Here is a 20,087-nt window from a genome sequence, read left to right as displayed (position 1 = left end):
CTGTCGCAGGCATGCAGGGATTTTTGATATTTTTACTTACGGAAAATTTTAGCATTTATTCCTTTTTGTTAGCTGATCTGATAGTTATAAGCAAAGCTCAGCCAATCCAGCCAGGCATGGGGCATTGTGACCAAAAAACCTGACATGTTGGAAGTGATCGTGCAGCGCGGCACGACAGAGGCGTCCCGTACGGACCGCTTTGACGTTCCCGCCCGTGACAGCCAAACCGTTCTGGATGTGGTGACATGGATTCAGCAGGCGGTCGATCCGACGCTCAGCTATCGTTTCTCCTGTCGGGTGGGGATGTGCGGCTCTTGCGCGATGATGATCAATGGCGTGCCGCGATGGACCTGCCGGACGCATGTGAGCCGTGTGGTGCAGAACGGTCGGCTGGAGATCGCGCCGCTGCGCAACCTGCCTGTGATCAAGGATCTTGTGACGGATATGGATCCGTTCTTTGACAAATGGGTTGCCGCTGAGGCGCGGCATCACCCAACGCGCGGACGGCTCGAGGATTCCGACCCGATCACAGCCAACAGCCCCGACCGGGCAGAGGCTGATCTGGGGATCGAATGCATCAACTGCGGCATCTGCTATGCGGCCTGCGATACGGTGGCGGGCAATCCTGAGTATCTGGGGCCGGCAGCGCTGCAACGCGCATGGACCCTGCTCAATGACAGCCGGGATGCGAATCGTTCTGGCATTCTGGCAGCGGTCTCTGGCAAGGGGGGCTGTCACAATTGTCACTCGATGGGCAGTTGCGCGCAATATTGCCCTAACGCGCTCAACCCGATGCGCGCGATTGCCGGGCTGAAGCGCGAGACGGTCAAGGCGGCCCTGCGGAGGAAACGCGATGCTTGACCTGCGGCTTTACATGCTCCAACGGCTGAGTGCGCTGGTAATGGCACCACTGGTTCTGGGTCATATCGCGGTGATGATTTACGCCATTCAGGGTGGGCTAACCACTGCGGAGATCCTTGGCCGGACCCAGGGCAGTCTGTTGTGGTTCCTGTTCTACGGGCTTTTTGTCGTGGCGGTGTCCGTGCATGCCGCCATCGGGTTGCGTGTGATCGTGCATGAATGGCTGGGCCTGGGCGGTATGGTCCTTGCGGCACTGACATGGGGTATTTGTGCGCCCCTGCTGGTGTTGGGGCTCAGCGCGGCGTTCGCGGTGACGCTGCCATGAAGCAGCCGCCACGCTCGCACCCCCTCTGGCTCGCTTTTGTGCTGCACCGATTATCGGGGCTGACGCTGGCGCTGTTTCTGCCGGCGCATTTCTGGCTCCTGTCGCAGGCAATCACTGCGCCCGCGCGGCTTGACGGATTTCTGACCCTTGCCGAGCATCCTCTGGTCAAGGTCGCCGAATTCGGCCTCGTGTTTCTGCTCGCGGTCCATATGTTCGGAGGGCTGCGCCTGATGGCGCTGGAGTTCCTGCCCTGGTCGAACCGACAAAAGACGCTGGCCGCAGGAGCGGTTGGCGTCGCACTCTTCCTGTCGGGCACGTTCTTCCTGAGGGCGATCTGATGACCCATATCGACCGGCACGATACCGACATCCTGATTATCGGCACCGGCGGCGCGGGCCTATTTGCCGCCCTTCACGCACAGCAATCGGCGCCCGAAGGCACGCGGATTACCATTGCCGTCAAGGGGCTGATCGGCAAATGCGGCTGCACCCGCATGGTGCAGGGCGGCTATAACGTCGCGCTGGGCGGCGGCGACAGCGTCGAGCGGCATTTCATGGACACGATCCGCGGCGGCAAATGGCTGCCCAATCAGGATATGGCGTGGAAACTCTGCGAGCAGGCTGTGGTGCGTATCCATGAGCTTGAAAATGAAATCGGCTGCTTCTTTGACCGCAACCCCGATGGCAGTCTGCATCAGAAGGCCTTTGCCGGGCAAACCGCCGACCGCACGGTCCACAAGGGCGACCTGACCGGCATCGAGATAATCAGTCGCCTGATGGAGCAGGTTCTGGCGCAGCCCATGGAAAAGCTGCAAGAGCATCGCGCAATCGGACTCATCCCCACGCGCGACGGTAGCGCTTTGGCCGGCGTACTCTTCATCGACATGCGCAGCGGCGGCTTTCGTCTGGTCCGGGCCAAGACGGTGCTCATGGCCACGGGCGGCGGTCCCACCATGTACAAATACAACACCCCCTCGGGCGACAAGACGATGGATGGCCTCGCCATGGCGCTGCGTGCCGGTCTGCCGCTGCGCGATATGGAAATGGTGCAGTTTCACCCAACGGGCCTCCTGGCGGGCGATCACACGCGGATGACCGGCACGGTTCTGGAAGAGGGGTTGCGCGGCGCGGGCGGTCAATTGCTCAACGGCGCACAAAACCGCTTCATGTTCGACTATGACGCCAAGGGCGAGCGCGCGACGCGCGATGTGGTCAGCCGTGCGATTTATGCGGAGATGCGCAAGAACAACACTTCAGAGCACGGTGGCGTCTTTATCTCGATGGCTCACCTTGGCCCCGAGAATGTGCGCGCGAAATTCCCCGGCATGGTCAAACGCTGCGCTGATAGCGGCTTTGACCTCGCTGGCGGGCTGGTCGAGGTGGTTCCGACCGCTCATTACTTCATGGGCGGTGTGGTGGTCGACCCCGACACGCGCACCGCGATGGAGGGGCTTTACGTGGCCGGAGAGGATGCAGGCGGCGCGCATGGCTCCAACCGGCTGGGGGGCAATGGCGTGGCCAACTCCACCGTCTATGGCGGGGTGGCGGGCGACGTGATGGGCGCGGATATCCGCAGCATGGGCGCATTGCGCGATCCCTGTCCAGAGGTGTTGCAGGCCGAGATCGACCGCGCGCTGCATCCTTTGCGCGCCAAACCGGGGCCGGTGCATACCTTGCGCCACACCCTGCAAGAGGCGATGTGGGAGGATGTCGGCGTGATGCGCACGGCAACGGGGATGGAGCGCGGGCTGATCCGGATCTCCGGGATCTCGGATGAACTGATGGAAGTGGGTGTTGCGGGTGACAACCTTGCCTTTAACCTCACATGGCATGACTGGCTCAATCTGCGCTCGCTCTGCGATGTGTCTCAAGCGATCATTCTTGCCGGTCTCGCGCGTGAAAACTCGCGCGGGGCGCATTACCGCGAAGATTTTCCCGAAGAGGGCGATCTGGACGCTTCTTATTTTACGGTCATCACGCAAACGGGCGCCGGTCTCAATGTGCGCCGCGAGCCGGTTCAATTCACCATCGTGCGCCCGGGTGAGACGATCCTGCCCGAGGGCGAACCCGAAACACTGGTGGCAGCACAATGATTTCCATCGACCTGATCCAGAAAACTGCCGAGACGCTCATGGACAAGGCCGCGATTGAAATTCCCGAGGATTATCTGACGGGGCTTCAGGCGGCGGCTGAGAGTGAGGACGGGGATCTGTCGTCCTTCGTCCTGCAGGCCATGCTGGAAAATTATAAGGCCGCGAAGGAGGACCGTCGTGCCATGTGCGGCGATACCGGCTGTCCGCGCTGGTATGTGAAGATGGGCAACGAGGCGCGGGTCGAGGGCGGCCCGGTTGCCCTGGAGACGGCCCTGCGCCAGGCCACGGCGAACGCCACAAACGGTGTGCCACTGCGCCCCAACCGGGTGCATCCGCTCTGGCGGACCGATCACAACAACAATGTCGGCATAGGCGCACCTGAAATCGAATATGGCTATGAGCCGGGGGGCGACTGGATCGACCTCATCACCGTACATAAAGGGGGCCTCTTTGGTACGGATTACCGCATGCTCTTTCCCTCTGACGGGATCGAGGGGATCAAGCGTTTCTACCTCGACAGCCTGTTGGCATTCGGCAAGCGCGGGCTGGCCTGTCAGCCGGCGATCATCGGTATCGGCCTTGGGGGGTCCAAGGATACCTGCATGGTGCTGGGCAAGCGCGCCGCCTGTCTGCGTGTGGTGGGGGATCGCAACCCCGATCCGAAGATCGCGGCACTGGAAGATGAGTTCAAGGAACTGGGCAATTCCATCGGCATGGGGGCGATGGGGTTTGTCGGCAAGAACATGGTGATCGACTGCAATATCGAGGTGGGCTATTGCCACACGGGTGGCATGCAGATGTCGGTGCATGCCTTCTGTCTGTCGTCGCGGCGGGCAGTGGCGCGGCTCTGGCCCGGCGGGCGGGTGGAATACCGCACCGATCCCGACTGGTTCACTCCTTATCAGCGGCGCGAAACCATTGATTGGCCCACCGCCACCACGAAGGCTGCCAAATGAGCAAACCACGCGAAATCCGTCTGAGTACCACGCCCGCGCCCGAGGCGCTGGCCGGATTGCGCCTTGGCGATATCGTCTATCTCGACGGGTTGCTCTACACCGCGCGCGAAGGAGTCTATAAACGCGCGCTGGAGGAGCAGGCGAATATCCCTATGGAACTGCCGGGGCAGAGCGCCACCAATTTCCACTGCTCTCCTGCCGCCGCGATCCGCGAGGATGGCACGTTCGACATGGGCGCGGTGACCGCCACGGCCTCTTTCCGCTTTGCCAAATGGCTGCCCGAATGGATGGCCAAGACCGGCGCCAAGCTGATCATCGGCAAGGGCGGCATGTCGTCGAAGGATTACAAATCCTATTTTGTCCCCAATGGCGCGATCTACCTATCGACCGTGGGCTACGGCACCGGCGCGCTGTTGGGTCGTGGGATCGAGAAGGTCGAGGCGGTGCATTGGCAGGATGAACTGGGCCTGGCGCAGGCGATGTGGGTCATCCGCTGCAAACGGATGGGGCCGTTCATCGTGGCATCTGATCTGGAGGGAAATTGCCTCTTTGAACGCGAGAACGCCAAGATTGCTGCCAATCTGGAACGTGTCTACGAGGGTACCCGCCCGGCGGTTCTCAAGCGTTATGGCGAGACGGATGACCGTTCGGATGAGGTGATAGGGTAGACCGGACTTCGGCCCGGCACCGTGCTCCGGTCACAGGACTTCGCGCAGCATCAGCACCGCGCCCGACACAAAGGTCATCGCAATCAGCAACCGACGAAATGCGGCATCGGGCAGACGCTTGAAAACCGCTATTCCAACCTGTGCCGACAGAATTGCCACCGGTACAGCCATCGCCAGATGGGTCAGCGTGTCGCGGGTGTAGGCTCCCTTTAGCGCCAGCATCAGCGCCGTCAGCGCCAACACCACCACGTTAAAGGGTTGCAGGACGGCGCGGGTCTCGTGCCGGGGCCAAGGGCGCAGCGCGCACCACATCATTGGCAGGGCCCCCGAGAGCGAGGCGGCCCCGCCCAGCACACCGCCGAAAAACCCCACCAGCATGTCCCAGACCGGCGTTGGTTTCTCGAATCTCGGCAACCGGCTGCGCAGGCTGAAATAGCCGCCATAGAGCAGCAGAAATGCGGCGATCACCAGCTTGAGGCTGCGCGCCTCGATCACGCTGAGCACGAGCACCCCTAGCGGGATCCCCACCAGCGCGGGGAGCAGAAACCGCGCCAGCCGCCGCTTGTTCGCGCCGATGGCGTGGCGCACGATCCAGACGCCCTGTAGCCCGGTGAGCGCCGAGAGGATCACCACCACCGCCACCGCCTGCACCGGCGGCATGACATTGAGAAAGAACCCGAGCGCAAAGAGCGCCGTGCCGAATCCGGCAAGCCCGTTGATCAGCCCGCCCGCTGCCGCCCCGGCGACCACATAGAATGCAATCTCGGGAGTCACGCGGCGCTGCCTCTTTCGGCGGGGGTGAATACCCCGATCCTGACCGCGCCCAGAAGTGCCTTGTGAATTTCTTGGATGACCGGGACGCGGGGGTTGTCGCGGCGAAACGCAAGTGTCAGTTGCCGCACGGGCGCACCCTCGGGCAAGGGCAGACGTCTGAGCGGTAGTGGGTTGAAGCCGCGCACGCAGCGCGCCGGAACGATCGAAACGCCAAGGCCCGCCAGAACCATGCTGGAGATTGCCTCGAGTCCCTGCAATTCCATTGTGACCTTCACGCTGATGTTGTTCTCGCGCAGCCAGTTGTCGATCAGGCCACCCACCACAGCATCGCGGCTGAAGCGGATGAAGGGATAGCGGGTCAACAGGTCGATGACATCCTCGCCCACCGCATCCTCGGAGGCGAGTAGCTGCATCGGTTCCTGTGCCACATCGGCGTGGTTCATGTCTGGTGGCAGCGGACCCTGCCGCGACAGGACCGCGGCATCAATCGCCCCGCGCTCTACCTCTGCGATCAGCTGCGTGGTCATGCCGGGCACGATCCGCACATGCAGATCGGGATAGCTGTCCTTCAGCAACCGCACCGAGAGTGGTGTAAGCCCGGTCAATGTCATCGGCACCGCGCCGAGCGACACCTCGCCCTTGAATCCCTCGTCGCCGAGAACCGAAGCGATGATCGTGTCATAGGCACGCACGATCTCTCTGGCGCGCGCCACCAGGGCGCGGCCCGCAGGCGTCAGCTGCGGGGTGCGGCGGCTGCGGTCGAAGAGGGTGATCTGCCATTCCTCCTCCAGCAGGCGCATCTGCTGGCTGACGGCGGCATGGGTGATATAGACCGCATCCGCCGCGGCGCTGAAGGTCTTGTGGTCGTCTACCGCGATCAGGGTCCGCAGGCGCCGAATTGACATGCTGGTCCTCTTTCGTAATCTTTTATCACCTAAGATGTAACAGAATATTGCTTATATTAAGGTTCTCTTAAGGATACTACTGTTCGTGACGGCGTTGCAATGAGCATTGACAAGGTCGCGAGACCGGCAAGGAGGAGAAAAAGATGACATTGAGAAAGATTGGTGCAACCTGTGTCCTTGGTCTGGGGCTGATCGCCACGACTGCGCTGGCAGAGTACCCCGAACGTCCGATCAACATGGTGATCCCCTATGGTCCTGGTGGGGCCACCGATATTTCGGCACGCGCCATTGCCGAGCCGCTGGGGCGCGCAGTGGGCAAGCCGCTGGTCATGTCCAACATCACCGGCGCTGGCGGCGCCACCGGGTCGGTGGCAGTGCAGAATGCCAAGGCGGATGGCTATACCCTGCTATTTGCGCGGGTGGGTTCGCATACCGTCAATCCGGCGATGAAGGCGACGCTGCCCTATACGCTCGACGATTTTCGCTTTGTCACGGTCTATGAAATCAACCCGGTCGCCTGTGCCGTGCGTTCGGATTCGGGCATCGAGACGATTGAGGATCTGGTTGCCATGACGGAATCCGAAGGCACCAGTTACAGCTCGTCCGGCGTGGGTTCGATGCTGCATCTGGCGGCGGTCTTCGTGCTGGATGAGTTCGGCGTCGAGAACCCGCTTGAGAAAGCCACCCATATCCCGCAGAAGGGCGGCGGTGAGGCGGCGACAGCGGTGCTGAACGGTACGGTCACGTTCATCTGCACCAACACCTCGGCGCTGGCCGGATTTGTTGCCAACGGCCAACTGAAACCGATCCTCGTCACCACCGCAGAACCGGTGGCGGGCTTTGATGCGCCAACCGCAGTGGATCTGGGCAAGCCTGATCTGACACAACTGGTGGGCTGGACCGGCATTGCCGGACCCGATGACCTGCCCGACGATGTTGCGGCGAAATGGGGGGCCTGGATGATCGACGCCGCAGGCGATCCGGAGTTTGTTGCGCAGATGAACGCGCTCGGCTCGGTGATCAATGTGATGAGTCCGGAAGAGGCCAACAGCTTTATCCAGCAGCAATACGAGACCTTCCGTGCGCTGGTGGACAAACTGGGCATGCGCGTCGAAGGCTGACGCCCGATCCCACGGGCCGTCGGCGCGGTGAACCGCGCCCGGTCAACAACCGCAGGCAGACTGATCGGGGAGGATCAGGAGTGAACCAACGGGCAATACAGATGCAACTGGGCATAGGGGCGATGCTGGTGGCGGCATTCTTGATGTTCTATGCGATCCCGAACTGGGTCTCTTCACCCACCAACATTCGAAATGTCGTACTGTCGCCACGCTTCTGGCCCTATGTGTTGGGCGGACTTACCGGGCTGGTGGGGCTGGGGCTGGTGGTTTTCGGGCGGCGCATGTCCGCATCCGAGGCACCGCTCAACGAGGCGATAGATGACCCGCGCGCTGGTGCATTGCGGCTGATGGCGATGGCGGTCCTGATGGCCGTCACCTTTTGGGCCTTGTCTCGCATCGGCATGGTCTGGACCTCGATGCTGTCCTTTGCCGCTCTCGCCTTTCTGGTGCGGACACGCCACCCGGTGACGGCTCTTGTCTGCGCGGTTCTGGTGCCGCTCCTCCTCTATGCCTTTTTCGCGCATGTCGCCGGTGTGGCGATCCCGCAGGGCGAGTTTGTGAGACTGCCGTGAGCCTCATTGACAGCATCATGGCGGGTTTCTCCCTGGTGGGGAATTTCGAGGCGTTTCTGTCACTCGCGATCGGGGTGGTGATTGGCGTGATTGGTGGTGCGATTCCCGGTGTCTCGGCAACAATGGCGGTGGCGCTGGCGCTGCCATTTACCTTTCCGATGGAGGCGATCAACGGTATCCTGCTGCTGCTGGGCGTTTACAAGGGCGGCATTTTTGGCGGCTCCATCCCGGCAATCCTGATCAAGACACCGGGCACGCCCGCATCATCGGCAACCGTGCTGGACGGGCACCCGATGGCGGCGCGTGGCGAGGCGGGGCGCGCGCTTGGCATGGCGCTCTGGGCATCCTGCACTGCCGATCTCATTTCGAATCTGGCGCTCATCCTCTTTGCCGGCTGGCTCGCCTCCTTTGCGCTCAGCTTTGGTCCGCCCGAGTTCTTTGCGCTCATTCTGTTTTCGCTCACCATCATTGCCGGTGTGTCGGGTGACAGCCTGCTGCGTGGAGCGCTCTCGGCGCTGCTGGGGCTGTTGCTGGCCACCATCGGGCTTGACCTGATCTATGGCACCAACCGCTTTACCTTTGGCGATCCCAGCCTGATGGGGGGGCTTAACTTTATCGCCGTACTGATCGGCCTCTTCGCCATTCCCGAGATCATCAACACCGTCTGGCATCCGACGGGACATATCGGCACGGTGCAGAAACTGGGCAGCAAATGGGTTACTTTCGCCGAATACCGGCGCTGCTTCAAATCCATCGTCCGGGGCAGTTTCATCGGCGTGTTCCTTGGCTCGATTCCCGGTATCGGGGCCGCCCCGGCGGCATTCCTGTCCTATTCCGAGGCGCGGCGCAAATCGCCCAACAAGGCCAATTTCGGCAAGGGCGAGATCGAAGGCGTCGCCGCCTCAGAGGCGGGCAACAATGGCGTTGCCGGGGCCACACTCATTCCGCTGCTGGCGCTTGGCGTGCCGGGTGATGTGATCACCGCGATCATCATCGGGGCGTTCATGGTCCATGGGTTGCAACCGGGGCCAATGATGTTTGTGATGAATGTGGATATCATCTATGGTCTCTTCATCGGCCTGATCTTCAGTTCGGCGCTGCTGTTTGTCATCGGCGGCCTTGCAATCCGGGGCTTCAAGCCGGCGGCGGATATTCCCAAGCGCATTCTGATGCCGACGGTGCTGGTGCTGTGCACCTACGGGGTCTTTGCGGTCAACAACAACATTTTTGACGTGGGCGTGATGTTCGTGATGGGCTGGGTCGGCTTTGCCATGGGGCGCTACCACATTCCCGCAGCACCGTTCCTCATCGCCTTCATCCTCGGGCCTCTGCTTGAGGATAATTTCCGTCAGGCGATGCTGATGTCGGGCGGCAGCCCCGAGATCCTGCTGCGCGGTCCGATCACCTGGTTCTTTTGGGGGCTGACAGCGTTGACCGTCGTGGCCATTACCCGTGGCACGCTGGACAAGGCGCGCGACAAGGGGTGAGGCGCCGCAGGGGTCACGTCGTAGCGCGCGGCAGAGGTGTCATCCGAGGATTTGTGCAAAGGCCGCCGACAGTTTGCCCGTCAACTCGTCGATCTGCGCCTCGGTCAGGATGAAGGGCGGCGCGATCAGCACATGATCGCCGCGTCGCCCGTCAATCGTGCCTCCCATCGGATAGCAGATCAACCCCGCCTCGAACGCCGCCTTTTTCACCGCCTTGCTGATGCCGCGCTCAGGCGCGAAAGGGGTTTTGGTGGCGCGGTCCTCGACGATCTCCAGTCCGCGAAACATGCCACGCCCGCGAATGTCACCGATATGCGGATGCTGGCCAAATGTAGTGTGCAGGGCGGTATCGAGTTTCCCGCCCATGACTGCGGCGCGCGCGGTCATTCCGCCGGTGGTCAGCTTTTCCACCACAACATCGGCGGCGGCGCAGGCCATCGGGTGCCCGATATAGGTGTGGCCGTGCTGGAAAAAGCCCGATCCCGCCTCGATCGCCTGATAGATCGTGTCAGAGCAGAGCATCGCGCCAATCGGCTGATAACCCGCGCCCAGCCCCTTGGCGATGGTCACGATATCGGGGCGCACGCCGTCCTGCTCGCAGGCAAAGAGCGTGCCGGTGCGCCCCATGCCGCACATCACCTCATCAAGGATCAGGAGTAGACCATGTGTGTCGCAAATCTGGCGGATTCGGGTGAAATATCCCGGCACCGGCGGGACCGCGCCGAGAGTGGCCCCAACCACTGGCTCAGCGACGAAGCCGATCACGTTTTCCGGCCCGAGACGCAGGATTTCCGTTTCCAGCTCATCGGCGACGCGCAGGCCGTAATCCTCGGGCGATTCGCCATCCTGGCGGTCGCGGTATTCGTAGCAGGGCGAGATATGCGAGGTCTCGACCATCAACGGCGCAAAGGGTTCGCGCCGCCAGGCATTTCCGCCTGTGGCAAGCGCACCCAGCGTATTTCCATGATAACTTTGCCGCCGCGCGATGAATCGGTGGCGCGTCGGCTGGCCGATCTCAAGAAAATACTGGCGCGCGAGCTTGAGTGCCGATTCCACCGCCTCGGACCCGCCAGAGACGAAATAGACCCTGTCTATGCCCTCTGGCGCATGCGCAATCAATCGGTTGGCGAGCGCTTCGGCAGGCTCCGAGGTGAAAAATCCGGTATGGGCAAAGGCGAGTCGGTCGGCCTGGGCCTTGATCGCGGCGGTGACATCCGGATCGGAATGGCCAAGACACGACACGGCCGCGCCACCTGAGCCGTCAAGATAGGCTTTGCCGGTGTTGTCATATATATATGCCCCCTCGCCGCGCGCGGCGATTGGTGGGCGAATCCGGGTATGGCGGGGAAAGACGTGGGACATCGTCGGCTCCGGTTTGGCTGCGCCGCAGTGAAACATATGATTCATATATTGACAAGATATGAAACAGATGAAACGCTCTCATTGGGCTGGACTCAGGGGGTAGACCTTGCCGGGCGCGTTCGAACAAAGGCTGGCTGAAAACTACGAGGCGCTGAGTGAGAAACTGCGGCGTGCGGGTGAATATGTGGCGGCCCACCCCGTAGACACGGCGACCCGGTCGCTGCGTGCTGTTGCACAGGAGAGCGGGTTGGCTCCTGCCACGTTTTCGCGCATGGCGCGAGCACTCGATTACGCGAGCTTTGAAGAGTTGCGCGAGGTCATGCGCGCCAAGATTGGCCGCCGTGTCAACAGCTTTGCGGAACGCGCCGAGAGATTGCAGGCCGCGCATGCCACTGGTGAAATGGCATTTTTCGACGCCCACCTGGCGGCCTGTCAGGGTAATCTGCAGACCCTTTCCCAAGAGATCGACCGCGATCTTCTGGAACAGGCGGTGGACCGTCTGCACCGGGCGCGCCATGTCGTTCTGGTCGGTGCATTAGGCTCGACCGGGATTGTCGAGTATTTCGCCTATATGGCGAACTTCGTGTCCGCCAACTGGGCGATGGCGGGCCGTATGGGGGCCTCTGTCGGGTCCGGGCTGACCGATCTCGATGCGCGTGACGTGGTGGTGGTTGTGACCAAGCCGCCGTTTTCCATGCGGGCGATCCGGGCCGCCGAGGCGGCGCAGGCACAAGGGGCTTATGTTGTGGTCATCACCGATACCCACGCCTGTCCGGCCCTGCGGCATGCCGGGGCAGGTTTTGTCGTGCCCACGGACAGCCCGCATTTCTATTCAAGCTATGTGGCGACGATGGTTCTGGTTGAAACCATGGTCGGCATGCTGGTCAGCCGCGCCGGGCCCGAAGCCCGCACACGGATTGGCCGGATCGAAGAGAGCAACCGCCGTCTGCAGGAGGTCTGGGACGGCTGAACGATCAAATAAACATCAACAAAAAGGGAGAAAATGATGTTTTCACGTTTCAAATTCATAGTCTGCGCGGCGGCCTTTGCTGCGGTTGCGGCCCCGGCGGCGCAGGCGGAGGAATTCATCACCATTGGCACTGGCGGTGTGACGGGGGTGTATTATCCCACGGGCGGAGCAATCTGTCGTCTGGTCAACAAGGACCGCAAGGAGCATGGTATTCGCTGTTCGGTGGAATCGACCGGCGGGTCGATCTACAACATCAACACGATCCGCGAGCGTGAACTTGAATTCGGGGTGGTGCAATCGGACTGGCAGCATCACGCCTATCATGGGACCTCACAGTTCGAGGCGAACGGCCCTTACGAGGATCTGCGGGCGGTGTTTTCGATCCACCCCGAACCGTTCACCGTAGTGGCGCGCGCCGATTCGGGGATCAAGACGTTTGACGATCTGAAGGGCAAGCGGGTCAATTTGGGCAATCCCGGCTCGGGCGCGCGTGGCACGTTTGAGGTGGTGATGGCCGAACTTGGCTGGAGCACGTCCGATTTCGCGCTGGCGGCAGAGTTGAAGCCGGCCGAGCAGTCGGCGGCGCTCTGTGACAATCAGGTGGATGCGATCGTGTTCACCGTGGGCCACCCGTCGGGCACCATCCAGGAGGCTACGACCGCCTGTGACAGCGTTCTGGTCGATGTGACAGGTCCGGCGATCGACAAGCTGATTGCCGAGAACGCCTATTACCGTTCGGCCACGGTGCCCGGCGGCATGTATCGCGGGAGCGATGCGGATGTGACCACCTTTGGCGTCGGGGCAACTTTCGTGTCCTCGACGGATGTATCGGAAGATGCGGTCTATGCGGTGGTTGCGGGCGTGTTCGAGAACTTTGACGAGTTCAAGGGCCTTCACCCGGCCTTTGCCAATCTTGAGCCCGAGGAAATGATTACTGCCGGTCTGTCAGCCCCACTGCATCCCGGTGCCGCGAAGTATTACAAGGAGAAGGGCTGGATCGACTAATCCGGCGACAGGACATGCGAGGGGGCGGTGCGCCGCCCCTCTCGATCACCCGCCGCCATTCAGGCGGGTCCGCACAACAAGCCGCGAAAGGTGGCAGTACAGGGAGTGATGGTAATGGCGGACAACCCCACGGGTAAGGGCCCGCTCAGCGAAGAAGAATTGCAGGAACTCGTGGCGTCGAGTGATGCGGGTGCGCGCAATCCTGCAGGGGCTGTTGGGTTGCTACTCGTTTCCGTTGCGGTGGTGTGGTCGGTGTTTCAGGTCGTTCTCGCCTCGCCGATCGTGAATTACATCCTGCCGGGTTCCATCATCAACAACAGCCGCCAGATCCATCTGGCCTTTGCGATTTTCCTGGCCTTTCTGGCCTATCCGATGCTGCGTAGCAGTCCGCGCCATTACATACCGGTCCATGACTGGGTGTTGGCCGCAGTCGGCGCCTTTATCGCGCTCTACGGGTACTTCTTTTACACGAAGATCGTCAATGCGGGCGGTCTGGCCGATGACACCGACAAATGGGTGGCTTTGGTCGGGCTGATCATCCTGTTTGAGGCGGCGCGGCGGGCGCTGGGCCCGGCGATGGCGATCATTGCCACAGTATTCTTGCTCTACGTGTTTTTTGGTGCCAGCGAAGTGGTGCCAGAGGTCATTCGCTGGAAGGGGGCGACCCTGAAAAAGGCGATGAGCCATATGTGGATCACCTCCGAGGGGGTGTTTGGCATCGCTCTGGGGGTGTCCACCAAGTTCGTGTTCCTGTTCGTGCTCTTTGGGGCGTTGCTCGACAAGGCCGGGGCGGGAAATTATTTCATCAAGATGGCGTTTGGCGCACTGGGGCATCTGCGCGGCGGCCCAGCCAAGGCGGCAGTCGTGGGTTCTGCTGCGACAGGGCTGATTTCCGGCTCATCCATCGCCAATGTCGTGACCACCGGAACCTTCACCATCCCGCTGATGAAGCGGGTGGGCTTTACCAGCGAAAAGGCGGGTGCGGTCGAGGTGGCAAGTTCCGTCAACGGGCAGATCATGCCGCCGGTGATGGGTGCCGCCGCGTTTCTGATGGTCGAGTATGTCGGGATTTCCTATGTCGAGGTGATCACCCATGCCTTTCTGCCGGCGGCGATCAGCTATATCGCGCTGGTCTATATCGTCCATCTCGAGGCGGTAAAGCTGAACATGCCGACGCTGGGCGACCGGGTGATCAGCCTGGGCCAAACCATCGGCGGTATGGCATTGTTTTTCGCGGGCTTTGCAGGGCTGTGCTATGGCGTGCAGTTTCCGGTGGCGTGGATTGTGGCGCTGGTGCCGGACGGAGCGGGCGTGATCCTGCCCGGTTTGCTGATTCTGGTCTATGTTGCGCTGTTGTGGCTGGCGGCGCAGGGACCGGACCTGGAACCAGATGACCCGAATGCCGAGGATCTGCGGCTGCCGGATGTCGGCGAGATCTACAAGTCAGGCCTGTATTATCTGCTGCCCATTGTTGTGCTGGTCTATTTCCTGATGATCGAGCAGAAATCGCCGGGCCTGTCGGCATTCTGGGCGACCATGCTGCTGTTTGTGATCTTGCTGACGCAACGCCCGCTCAAGGCACTTTTACGGGGACAGAACGGTTATGCCAACCGGGCCAGAGATGGTGCGGTGGACCTGTTGCAGGGGCTGATCGACGGTGCGCGCAACATGATCGGTATCGGGCTGGCGACCGCCACGGCGGGCGTGATCGTGGGCACTGTCACGCTTACCGGGGTCGGGCAGGTCATGGCCGATCTGGTCGAATTCCTCTCGGGCGGCAATCTGGTGCTTATGCTGGTCATGGTGGCGCTTCTGAGCCTTGTTCTGGGTATGGGTCTGCCGACGACGGCCAATTACATCGTGGTCAGTTCACTGATGGCGGGGGTGGTCGTGCAACTGGGCGCGCAATCCGGTCTGATCGTGCCGCTGATTGCAGTGCATCTTTTCGTGTTCTACTTCGGGATCATGGCGGATGTGACGCCACCTGTGGGGTTGGCAAGTTTTGCAGCCGCCGCCGTGTCCGGGGGCGATGCGATCCGTACAGGCTTTACCGCGTTCTTCTATTCGCTGCGTACCGTGGCGCTGCCGTTCGTGTTCATCTTCAACACCAACATGTTGCTCATTGATGTGACATGGGTGCAGGGGATCATCACCTTTGTCGTGGCGACGATTGCGATTCTCGTCTTTACCGCAGGCACGATGGGCTGGTTTCTGACCAGAAACAGGATCTACGAGAGCGCCGCGCTGGTTCTGATTGCATTCGCGCTGTTCCGCCCGGACTGGTTCATGAACCGGCTGCAGCCGCCGTTCGAAATAGTGCCTCCGGCACAGTTCGAAAGCGCGCTCGCGGAGGCAGAACCGGGGCAGGACATCCGGCTGCTGGTCGCAGGGCCTGATTTCATGACGGGGGCCATGAAAGAGACGGTGCTGGTTCTGACCGTGCCGGATGCTGCCGGCGCCGTGGAACGCATGGCGCAATCCGGGATTACGCTGATCGACGATGGCACTGATGTCGTGCTGGAGGAACCGATGTTCGGCTCGCCTCATGCAGAGGTGTTGCAGAGCTTTGACTTTTACGGCGACGTGCCTGTCAAGCTGGTCAGCGTAAAGGCTCCGCAGGCGCAGATGCCGCAGGAGCTGATCTTTATTCCCACGCTGGTGCTGCTGGGCCTGGTGGCCTTTTTGCAGCGCGCCCGTATGACACGCCAAGGAGTCCCGGCATGAGCGCGCGCCCTGTTCTGTGTGCTGTGGATATCAGCACCCCGCATCGTGATGACACTGTGCTGCATAGGGCCGCGAAACTGGCCGGGATGGAGGGGATGCCGCTGGATGTGGTTACCGTCCTGCCGGATTACGGGATGAGCGTGGTCGGCGGGTATTTCGACAAGACCCATCATGAAAAGGCGGTGGCCGAGGCCAAGAAGCGGCTGAATGATCTGGTCATCGCGGTGCTGGGCGAAGATGTCAACAAGACGGTCCGCCATCTGGTGCTGACCGGTACCGCCTATGACGAGATTCTGCGCGTGGCCAAGGCGGATGATGCCGCCCTTATCGTGATCGGGGCGCACAAGCCGGATTTCAAAGATTACCTGCTGGGCCCCAACGCCGCACGGGTGGTGCGACATGCAGACTGCTCTGTCTATGTAGTGCGCTAGAACAGTTTTTTCATCGCGCTGCATACAGACACTACCGCGGCATCAGGCAGGCGTTCTGATGCGGCGAGATTTCCGAGATCCGCTTGCGTTCGGGTAGGAATTTGCAAAACACTTTCATATATTCGAAAGTGAACATATTTCTGACCGAATGGCCGCGAGATTTTGGAAGACGTGCAAGCAAGGAGAAAGCCATGACAGGATTTGAGACAGCCTTTACGCCACTGCAGTCACTGGCGGGGGGCATTCTGATCGGGGTATCGGCAGTGCTCTTGATGCTGTTTCAGGGCCGGGTGCTGGGTGCGACGGGCATTCTGTCCGGTCTCATGACGGCAGGTGTGCCGGGCGACAAGGGCTGGCGTGTTGCTATGGTTGCGGGCATGATAGCCGGACCGCTGGTGGTGCTGGCCACAACCGGGCGGATGCCGGCGGTCGATGTGCCGGTCAACCTGCCGATGGTGCTGATCGGGGGTTTTGTCGTCGGGATTGGTGTGACCTTTGGCTCTGGCTGCACGTCAGGGCATGGGGTATGCGGAATGGCGCGGCTGTCCAGGCGGTCGATTGCAGCGACGGCCATCTTCATGAGCGTGTGCTTTGCGACGGTCTATGTTATTCGTCACCTCATGGGGGTGTGAGCGATGCGTCTAATCTCTGCATTCATCGTAGGCCTGATCTTTGGTGTCGGAATCGCTATCTCTGGCATGATCAACCCGGCCAAGGTGCTCAATTTCTTTGACGTTGCCGGAACCTGGGATCCAAGCCTGATGTTCGTGATGGGCGGGGCACTGATCACGACCTTCATTGGCTATAGGCTTGTCCTGCGCCGCTCTGCACCGCTGATCGAGGAGCGTTTCCAACTTCCTGCCAGCACCGCGATTAACGCGCGTCTGATTGGTGGCGCGGCGGTTTTCGGCCTTGGCTGGGGGATCGCCGGGTTCTGTCCGGGGGCGGCGCTGCCGGCGCTCGGTTCTGGAAAGGGAGAAGTTTTCGCTTTTATCGGTGCGCTGCTGGCGGGGATCTGGGTTGCGCGGCTGATCCAGACAAAACAGACAGACAGGAGTGCAGCAGCATGAGCGATTATCCGATAAACATGGCGATCATACCGCAGGTCAAGGCGTTCTTTGATGAGGCCACAAACACGCTCAGTTATGTGGTCAAGGATCCGGATTCCAACGTCTGCGCGGTCGTGGACAGCGTAATGGATATCGACATGGCGGCAGGGCGCATCACCTATGACCATGCCGATGCGATGATCACCCATATCGAGGCCGAGGGACTGAGGCTCGAATGGATCATCGAAACGCATGTTCATGCCGATCACCTGTCGGCAGCCCCCTATATCCAGCAGAAACTGGGCGGCGAGATCGGGATTGGCGAAAAGATCTTGGTGGTGCAGGATACCTTTGGCAAGATCTTCAACGAAGGCACTGAATTTCAGCGCGACGGCAGCCAGTTCGACCGGCTGTTCAGGGACGGCGACACCTATCAGGTGGGTGGCATGACCTGCTTCGCGATCCACACGCCTGGTCACACGCCCGCCTGCATGGTGCATGTGATGGGCGATGCGGCCTTTGTCGGGGATACCCTTTTCATGCCCGATGGCGGCTCAGCGCGGGCGGATTTTCCGGGCGGCGACGCCGGGCAGCTTTACGACAGCATCCAGAAGGTTCTGGCGCTGCCTGACGCGATGCGCCTCTTCATGTGCCACGATTATGGCCCCAATGGCCGCGACATCCAGTGGCAGACCACGGTGGCCGAGGAAAAGGCGCATAACATCCACGTGGGCGGCGGCAGGACGCGCGAGGAGTTCGTCAAATTCCGCACCGAACGCGATGCGACACTTGCCATGCCCAGGCTGATCCTGCCCTCGCTTCAGGTGAACATGCGGGCGGGCGAGGTGCCGCGGGACGTGGATGGCAACCCGGTGCTGAAGGTGCCGGTGAACAGGTTGTGACAGGGCGCGCCCCGGCGGTGTGGGGAAACACGGCCTTGGCGGCGGCAGAACCGGGATGTCTTTCCTGCTGATTTCCCCCTTGGGATAGGGTAGGAAAGCAGGCAACTGATAACAGACCTGCAATCCGTTGGAGCAGATGGAAAACGACACCCCCGCCTATCTGACGACCAAGGAGGTCGCCGACCTTTTGCGCGTCAAGGAGCGCAAGGTCTATGACATGGTGGCTGCCGGTGAGATCCCGCACCGCAAGATCACCGGCAAGCTGTTGTTCCCGCATGGCGAACTGGTGGGCTGGATCGAGGGATCGGGCGCGGCGCAGAGCGCCGAGAGACCGGCGCTTGTTACCGGCTCGCACGATCCTCTGCTGGATTGGGCGCTGCGCGAGAGCGGTGCGGGTCTGGCGACGCTGTGGAACGGCAGTTGCGATGGGCTGGAGGTGTTTGCCGGAGCGCGTGCGGCGCTGGCGGGGTTGCATATTCCTGACAGGAGCGGATGGAATATCGAGACACTCGAGGCGCGCCACCTGCGCGACGCGGTGCTGATCGGATGGGCCGAGCGCGTACGCGGACTGATCCTGGCGCCTGGCGTGGCGGATATGGTTCACGATTTCGGGGATCTGCGCGGACGGCGGGTTATCCTTCGGCAGGAGGGGGCGGGCACGACCGCGCTCTTCGGACGTATGATGGCCGAGGCGGGGCTGACGTCCGACGATATCCTGACAAGGTCCAGCCCTGCGCATACCGAGAGCGACGCGGCAGCGGCGGTGGCAGCGGGCGAGGCGGAGGCGACACTGGGTCTCGAGGCTATGGCGCGACAGTTCCGTCTGGTGTTCCGTCCATTGGTGCGCGAGCGGTTCGACCTGGTGATCGACCGGCGCGCCTATTTCACCGAAGGTGTACAACGGCTGATGCGGTTCGCCCGATCCGAGACGATGATCGCCAAGGCGGCGGCGCTTGGGGGGTATGATCTGGCCGGACTGGGCGCGGTGCGGTGGCTGTCGTCCTGATTGGCGCCGCGTCTGCCTGCGCACGGAGCTCAGCCGTCCGCGTTGGGAAAGAAGAGTTGCTGGCCGTTTATCTTGTAATCGGCGATGGCCTGTTGCCCTGCATCCGACAGAACCCAGTCGATGAATGCCTGCCCGGCCTCGGCCTTGATGTTCGGGTGTTTCGCGGGGTTGACGAGAATGATGCCATACTGGTTGAACATCTTCGGGTCGCCCTCGACTACGATCTGATACGCACCCTTGTTGCCATAGGCGATCCATGTGGCGCGGTCGGTGAGAACATAGGCCCCCATGCCGATGCCGGTGTTGAGGGTGACCCCCATGCCGGAACCCGTCTCGCGATACCAGCCGCCTGACACAGCCACCACGTCGATTCCGGCCTCTGCCCAGAGGGTCAGTTCTGCCTTGTGGGTGCCGCTGTCATCCCCGCGCGAGGCAAATGGCGCCTCTGCCTCGGCAATCTGTGCCAGCGCTGCCGTCGCGTCGGTCATGCCCGCCACACCCGCTGGATCGGCGGACGGGCCGACGATAACAAAATCATTATACATCACGTCCGAGCGCATCACGCCGTAACCCTCGGCCACGAATTTCTCTTCAGCTGCCCTGGCATGAACGAACAGGACATCGCCATCCCCGTTCATGGCGTTCTTGATCGCCTGTCCGGTGCCAACGGCGACCACGCGCACCTCTATGCCGGTCTTGTCCCGAAAGATCGGCAGGATGTGATCGAAGAGCCCCGAATTTTGCGTTGAAGTAGTGGATTGCACCACGATGAATTGGTCCTGCGCATCGGTTGTATCGGCGAGGCCAAGAACGAGAAGCGCGGCTGCGACAAGGGAAAATACATGGCGCCTGAGCATTTGGGTTTCCTCATTGGTTT

Annotated in this window: 21 protein-coding genes; 17 read left to right on the top strand and 4 right to left on the bottom strand. The window is 61.5% G+C overall.

The features are described 5' to 3' along the window. Nucleotides 1–144 precede the first annotated feature (144 nt). Genes BSG08_RS09760 through BSG08_RS09735 form a run of 6 tightly spaced genes read left to right on the top strand, consistent with a single transcriptional unit; the run spans nucleotide 145 to nucleotide 4,902 of the window. Complete coding sequence (locus BSG08_RS09760; RefSeq protein ID WP_093036018.1) at nucleotides 145–861, top strand: succinate dehydrogenase/fumarate reductase iron-sulfur subunit; 717 nt, start codon at nucleotides 145–147, stop codon at nucleotides 859–861. Next, on the top strand, nucleotides 854–1,186 hold the full coding sequence (locus BSG08_RS09755; RefSeq protein WP_093035813.1) for a succinate dehydrogenase: 333 nt from the start codon (nucleotides 854–856) through the stop codon (nucleotides 1,184–1,186). The genes BSG08_RS09760 and BSG08_RS09755 overlap by 8 nt, the downstream gene beginning before the upstream one ends. Next, complete coding sequence (gene sdhC / locus BSG08_RS09750; RefSeq protein ID WP_093035810.1) at nucleotides 1,183–1,524, top strand: succinate dehydrogenase, cytochrome b556 subunit; 342 nt, start codon at nucleotides 1,183–1,185, stop codon at nucleotides 1,522–1,524. Before BSG08_RS09755 ends, sdhC begins: the two co-directional genes overlap by 4 nt. Next, nucleotides 1,524–3,278, top strand: coding sequence for an L-aspartate oxidase (locus BSG08_RS09745; RefSeq protein WP_093035807.1), 1,755 nt, complete (start codon nucleotides 1,524–1,526; stop codon nucleotides 3,276–3,278). Before sdhC ends, BSG08_RS09745 begins: the two co-directional genes overlap by 1 nt. Further along, the gene (locus tag BSG08_RS09740; protein WP_093035804.1) at nucleotides 3,275–4,234 is read left to right on the top strand and encodes a fumarate hydratase; all 960 of its coding nucleotides are present in this window, start codon (nucleotides 3,275–3,277) and stop codon (nucleotides 4,232–4,234) included. Before BSG08_RS09745 ends, BSG08_RS09740 begins: the two co-directional genes overlap by 4 nt. Continuing rightward, the gene (locus tag BSG08_RS09735) at nucleotides 4,231–4,902 is read left to right on the top strand and encodes a fumarate hydratase C-terminal domain-containing protein (RefSeq protein WP_093035801.1); all 672 of its coding nucleotides are present in this window, start codon (nucleotides 4,231–4,233) and stop codon (nucleotides 4,900–4,902) included. Before BSG08_RS09740 ends, BSG08_RS09735 begins: the two co-directional genes overlap by 4 nt. A 30-nt stretch (nucleotides 4,903–4,932) precedes the next feature. Here the strand turns inward: BSG08_RS09735 and BSG08_RS09730 are convergent, their stop codons facing one another. Next, nucleotides 4,933–5,676, bottom strand: coding sequence for a sulfite exporter TauE/SafE family protein (locus BSG08_RS09730; RefSeq protein WP_093035798.1), 744 nt, complete (start codon nucleotides 5,674–5,676; stop codon nucleotides 4,933–4,935). Continuing rightward, entirely contained in the window at nucleotides 5,673–6,581 is a 909-nt protein-coding gene (locus tag BSG08_RS09725) for a LysR substrate-binding domain-containing protein (protein ID WP_093035796.1), read from the bottom strand. Before BSG08_RS09725 ends, BSG08_RS09730 begins: the two co-directional genes overlap by 4 nt. 143 nt (nucleotides 6,582–6,724) lie before the next feature. On the opposite strand from BSG08_RS09725, the gene BSG08_RS09720 reads away from it, so the two are divergent. The 3 genes from BSG08_RS09720 to BSG08_RS09710 all read left to right on the top strand — a co-directional run bounded on the left by BSG08_RS09720 (nucleotide 6,725) and on the right by BSG08_RS09710 (nucleotide 9,761). Beyond that, nucleotides 6,725–7,702 (top strand): Bug family tripartite tricarboxylate transporter substrate binding protein, encoded by a 978-nt coding sequence (locus BSG08_RS09720; protein WP_093035792.1) that lies wholly within the window; start codon nucleotides 6,725–6,727, stop codon nucleotides 7,700–7,702. 80 nt (nucleotides 7,703–7,782) lie between these two features. Beyond that, on the top strand, nucleotides 7,783–8,274 hold the full coding sequence (locus BSG08_RS09715; protein ID WP_093035789.1) for a tripartite tricarboxylate transporter TctB family protein: 492 nt from the start codon (nucleotides 7,783–7,785) through the stop codon (nucleotides 8,272–8,274). Further along, nucleotides 8,271–9,761 carry a tripartite tricarboxylate transporter permease gene (locus BSG08_RS09710; RefSeq protein ID WP_093035786.1) on the top strand — a complete coding sequence of 497 codons (1,491 nt, stop codon included), beginning with the start codon at nucleotides 8,271–8,273 and terminating at the stop codon, nucleotides 9,759–9,761. Before BSG08_RS09715 ends, BSG08_RS09710 begins: the two co-directional genes overlap by 4 nt. 39 nt (nucleotides 9,762–9,800) lie before the next feature. On the opposite strand, the gene BSG08_RS09705 is transcribed toward BSG08_RS09710, so the two are convergent. Next, complete coding sequence (locus tag BSG08_RS09705; protein ID WP_093036015.1) at nucleotides 9,801–11,123, bottom strand: aspartate aminotransferase family protein; 1,323 nt, start codon at nucleotides 11,121–11,123, stop codon at nucleotides 9,801–9,803. 106 nt (nucleotides 11,124–11,229) lie between these two features. Here BSG08_RS09705 and BSG08_RS09700 point away from each other — a divergent pair, with 106 nt between their 5' ends. The 8 genes from BSG08_RS09700 (at nucleotide 11,230) to BSG08_RS09665 (ending at nucleotide 19,210) form a co-directional block, all read left to right on the top strand. Beyond that, entirely contained in the window at nucleotides 11,230–12,093 is an 864-nt protein-coding gene (locus tag BSG08_RS09700) for a MurR/RpiR family transcriptional regulator (protein WP_245770651.1), read from the top strand. A gap of 36 nt (nucleotides 12,094–12,129) precedes the next feature. Then, entirely contained in the window at nucleotides 12,130–13,098 is a 969-nt protein-coding gene (locus tag BSG08_RS09695; protein ID WP_093036009.1) for a TAXI family TRAP transporter solute-binding subunit, read from the top strand. 114 nt (nucleotides 13,099–13,212) lie between these two features. Then, the gene (locus BSG08_RS09690) at nucleotides 13,213–15,822 is read left to right on the top strand and encodes a TRAP transporter permease (protein WP_093035783.1); all 2,610 of its coding nucleotides are present in this window, start codon (nucleotides 13,213–13,215) and stop codon (nucleotides 15,820–15,822) included. Beyond that, complete coding sequence (locus tag BSG08_RS09685) at nucleotides 15,819–16,253, top strand: universal stress protein (protein ID WP_093035780.1); 435 nt, start codon at nucleotides 15,819–15,821, stop codon at nucleotides 16,251–16,253. The genes BSG08_RS09690 and BSG08_RS09685 overlap by 4 nt, the downstream gene beginning before the upstream one ends. A 191-nt stretch (nucleotides 16,254–16,444) precedes the next feature. Next, nucleotides 16,445–16,885, top strand: coding sequence for a YeeE/YedE family protein (locus tag BSG08_RS09680; protein ID WP_093035776.1), 441 nt, complete (start codon nucleotides 16,445–16,447; stop codon nucleotides 16,883–16,885). 3 nt (nucleotides 16,886–16,888) lie between these two features. Continuing rightward, nucleotides 16,889–17,323, top strand: a complete 435-nt coding sequence (locus BSG08_RS09675) for a DUF6691 family protein (RefSeq protein WP_093035773.1) — start codon at nucleotides 16,889–16,891, stop codon at nucleotides 17,321–17,323. Then, nucleotides 17,320–18,204, top strand: coding sequence for an MBL fold metallo-hydrolase (locus BSG08_RS09670; protein WP_093035771.1), 885 nt, complete (start codon nucleotides 17,320–17,322; stop codon nucleotides 18,202–18,204). The genes BSG08_RS09675 and BSG08_RS09670 overlap by 4 nt, the downstream gene beginning before the upstream one ends. Before the next feature lie 136 nt (nucleotides 18,205–18,340). Then, nucleotides 18,341–19,210, top strand: coding sequence for a helix-turn-helix transcriptional regulator (locus BSG08_RS09665; protein ID WP_093036007.1), 870 nt, complete (start codon nucleotides 18,341–18,343; stop codon nucleotides 19,208–19,210). Between the two features lie 29 nt (nucleotides 19,211–19,239). Here BSG08_RS09665 and BSG08_RS09660 read toward each other — a convergent pair whose 3' ends face one another. Further along, complete coding sequence (locus tag BSG08_RS09660) at nucleotides 19,240–20,067, bottom strand: ABC transporter substrate-binding protein (protein ID WP_093035768.1); 828 nt, start codon at nucleotides 20,065–20,067, stop codon at nucleotides 19,240–19,242. Nucleotides 20,068–20,087 lie beyond the last annotated feature (20 nt).

It is taken from the genome of Roseovarius azorensis (genome assembly GCF_900109455.1).
Lineage (GTDB): Bacteria > Pseudomonadota > Alphaproteobacteria > Rhodobacterales > Rhodobacteraceae > Roseovarius > Roseovarius azorensis.
This window is presented reverse-complemented; position numbering and strand designations above follow the sequence as displayed.

Coding starts and splice junctions, on each gene's coding strand:
- BSG08_RS09755 (WP_093035813.1), top strand. CDS start 854: ATGCTTGACCTGCGGCTTTACATGCTCCAACGGCTGAGTGCGCTGGTA.
- BSG08_RS09760 (WP_093036018.1), top strand. CDS start 145: ATGTTGGAAGTGATCGTGCAGCGCGGCACGACAGAGGCGTCCCGTACG.
- BSG08_RS09695 (WP_093036009.1), top strand. CDS start 12,130: ATGTTTTCACGTTTCAAATTCATAGTCTGCGCGGCGGCCTTTGCTGCG.
- BSG08_RS09685 (WP_093035780.1), top strand. CDS start 15,819: ATGAGCGCGCGCCCTGTTCTGTGTGCTGTGGATATCAGCACCCCGCAT.
- BSG08_RS09680 (WP_093035776.1), top strand. CDS start 16,445: ATGACAGGATTTGAGACAGCCTTTACGCCACTGCAGTCACTGGCGGGG.
- BSG08_RS09735 (WP_093035801.1), top strand. CDS start 4,231: ATGAGCAAACCACGCGAAATCCGTCTGAGTACCACGCCCGCGCCCGAG.
- BSG08_RS09660 (WP_093035768.1), bottom strand. CDS start 20,067: ATGCTCAGGCGCCATGTATTTTCCCTTGTCGCAGCCGCGCTTCTCGTT.
- BSG08_RS09705 (WP_093036015.1), bottom strand. CDS start 11,123: ATGTCCCACGTCTTTCCCCGCCATACCCGGATTCGCCCACCAATCGCC.
- BSG08_RS09740 (WP_093035804.1), top strand. CDS start 3,275: ATGATTTCCATCGACCTGATCCAGAAAACTGCCGAGACGCTCATGGAC.
- BSG08_RS09745 (WP_093035807.1), top strand. CDS start 1,524: ATGACCCATATCGACCGGCACGATACCGACATCCTGATTATCGGCACC.
- BSG08_RS09725 (WP_093035796.1), bottom strand. CDS start 6,581: ATGTCAATTCGGCGCCTGCGGACCCTGATCGCGGTAGACGACCACAAG.
- BSG08_RS09665 (WP_093036007.1), top strand. CDS start 18,341: ATGGAAAACGACACCCCCGCCTATCTGACGACCAAGGAGGTCGCCGAC.
- BSG08_RS09670 (WP_093035771.1), top strand. CDS start 17,320: ATGAGCGATTATCCGATAAACATGGCGATCATACCGCAGGTCAAGGCG.
- BSG08_RS09690 (WP_093035783.1), top strand. CDS start 13,213: ATGGCGGACAACCCCACGGGTAAGGGCCCGCTCAGCGAAGAAGAATTG.
- sdhC (WP_093035810.1), top strand. CDS start 1,183: ATGAAGCAGCCGCCACGCTCGCACCCCCTCTGGCTCGCTTTTGTGCTG.
- BSG08_RS09675 (WP_093035773.1), top strand. CDS start 16,889: ATGCGTCTAATCTCTGCATTCATCGTAGGCCTGATCTTTGGTGTCGGA.
- BSG08_RS09720 (WP_093035792.1), top strand. CDS start 6,725: ATGACATTGAGAAAGATTGGTGCAACCTGTGTCCTTGGTCTGGGGCTG.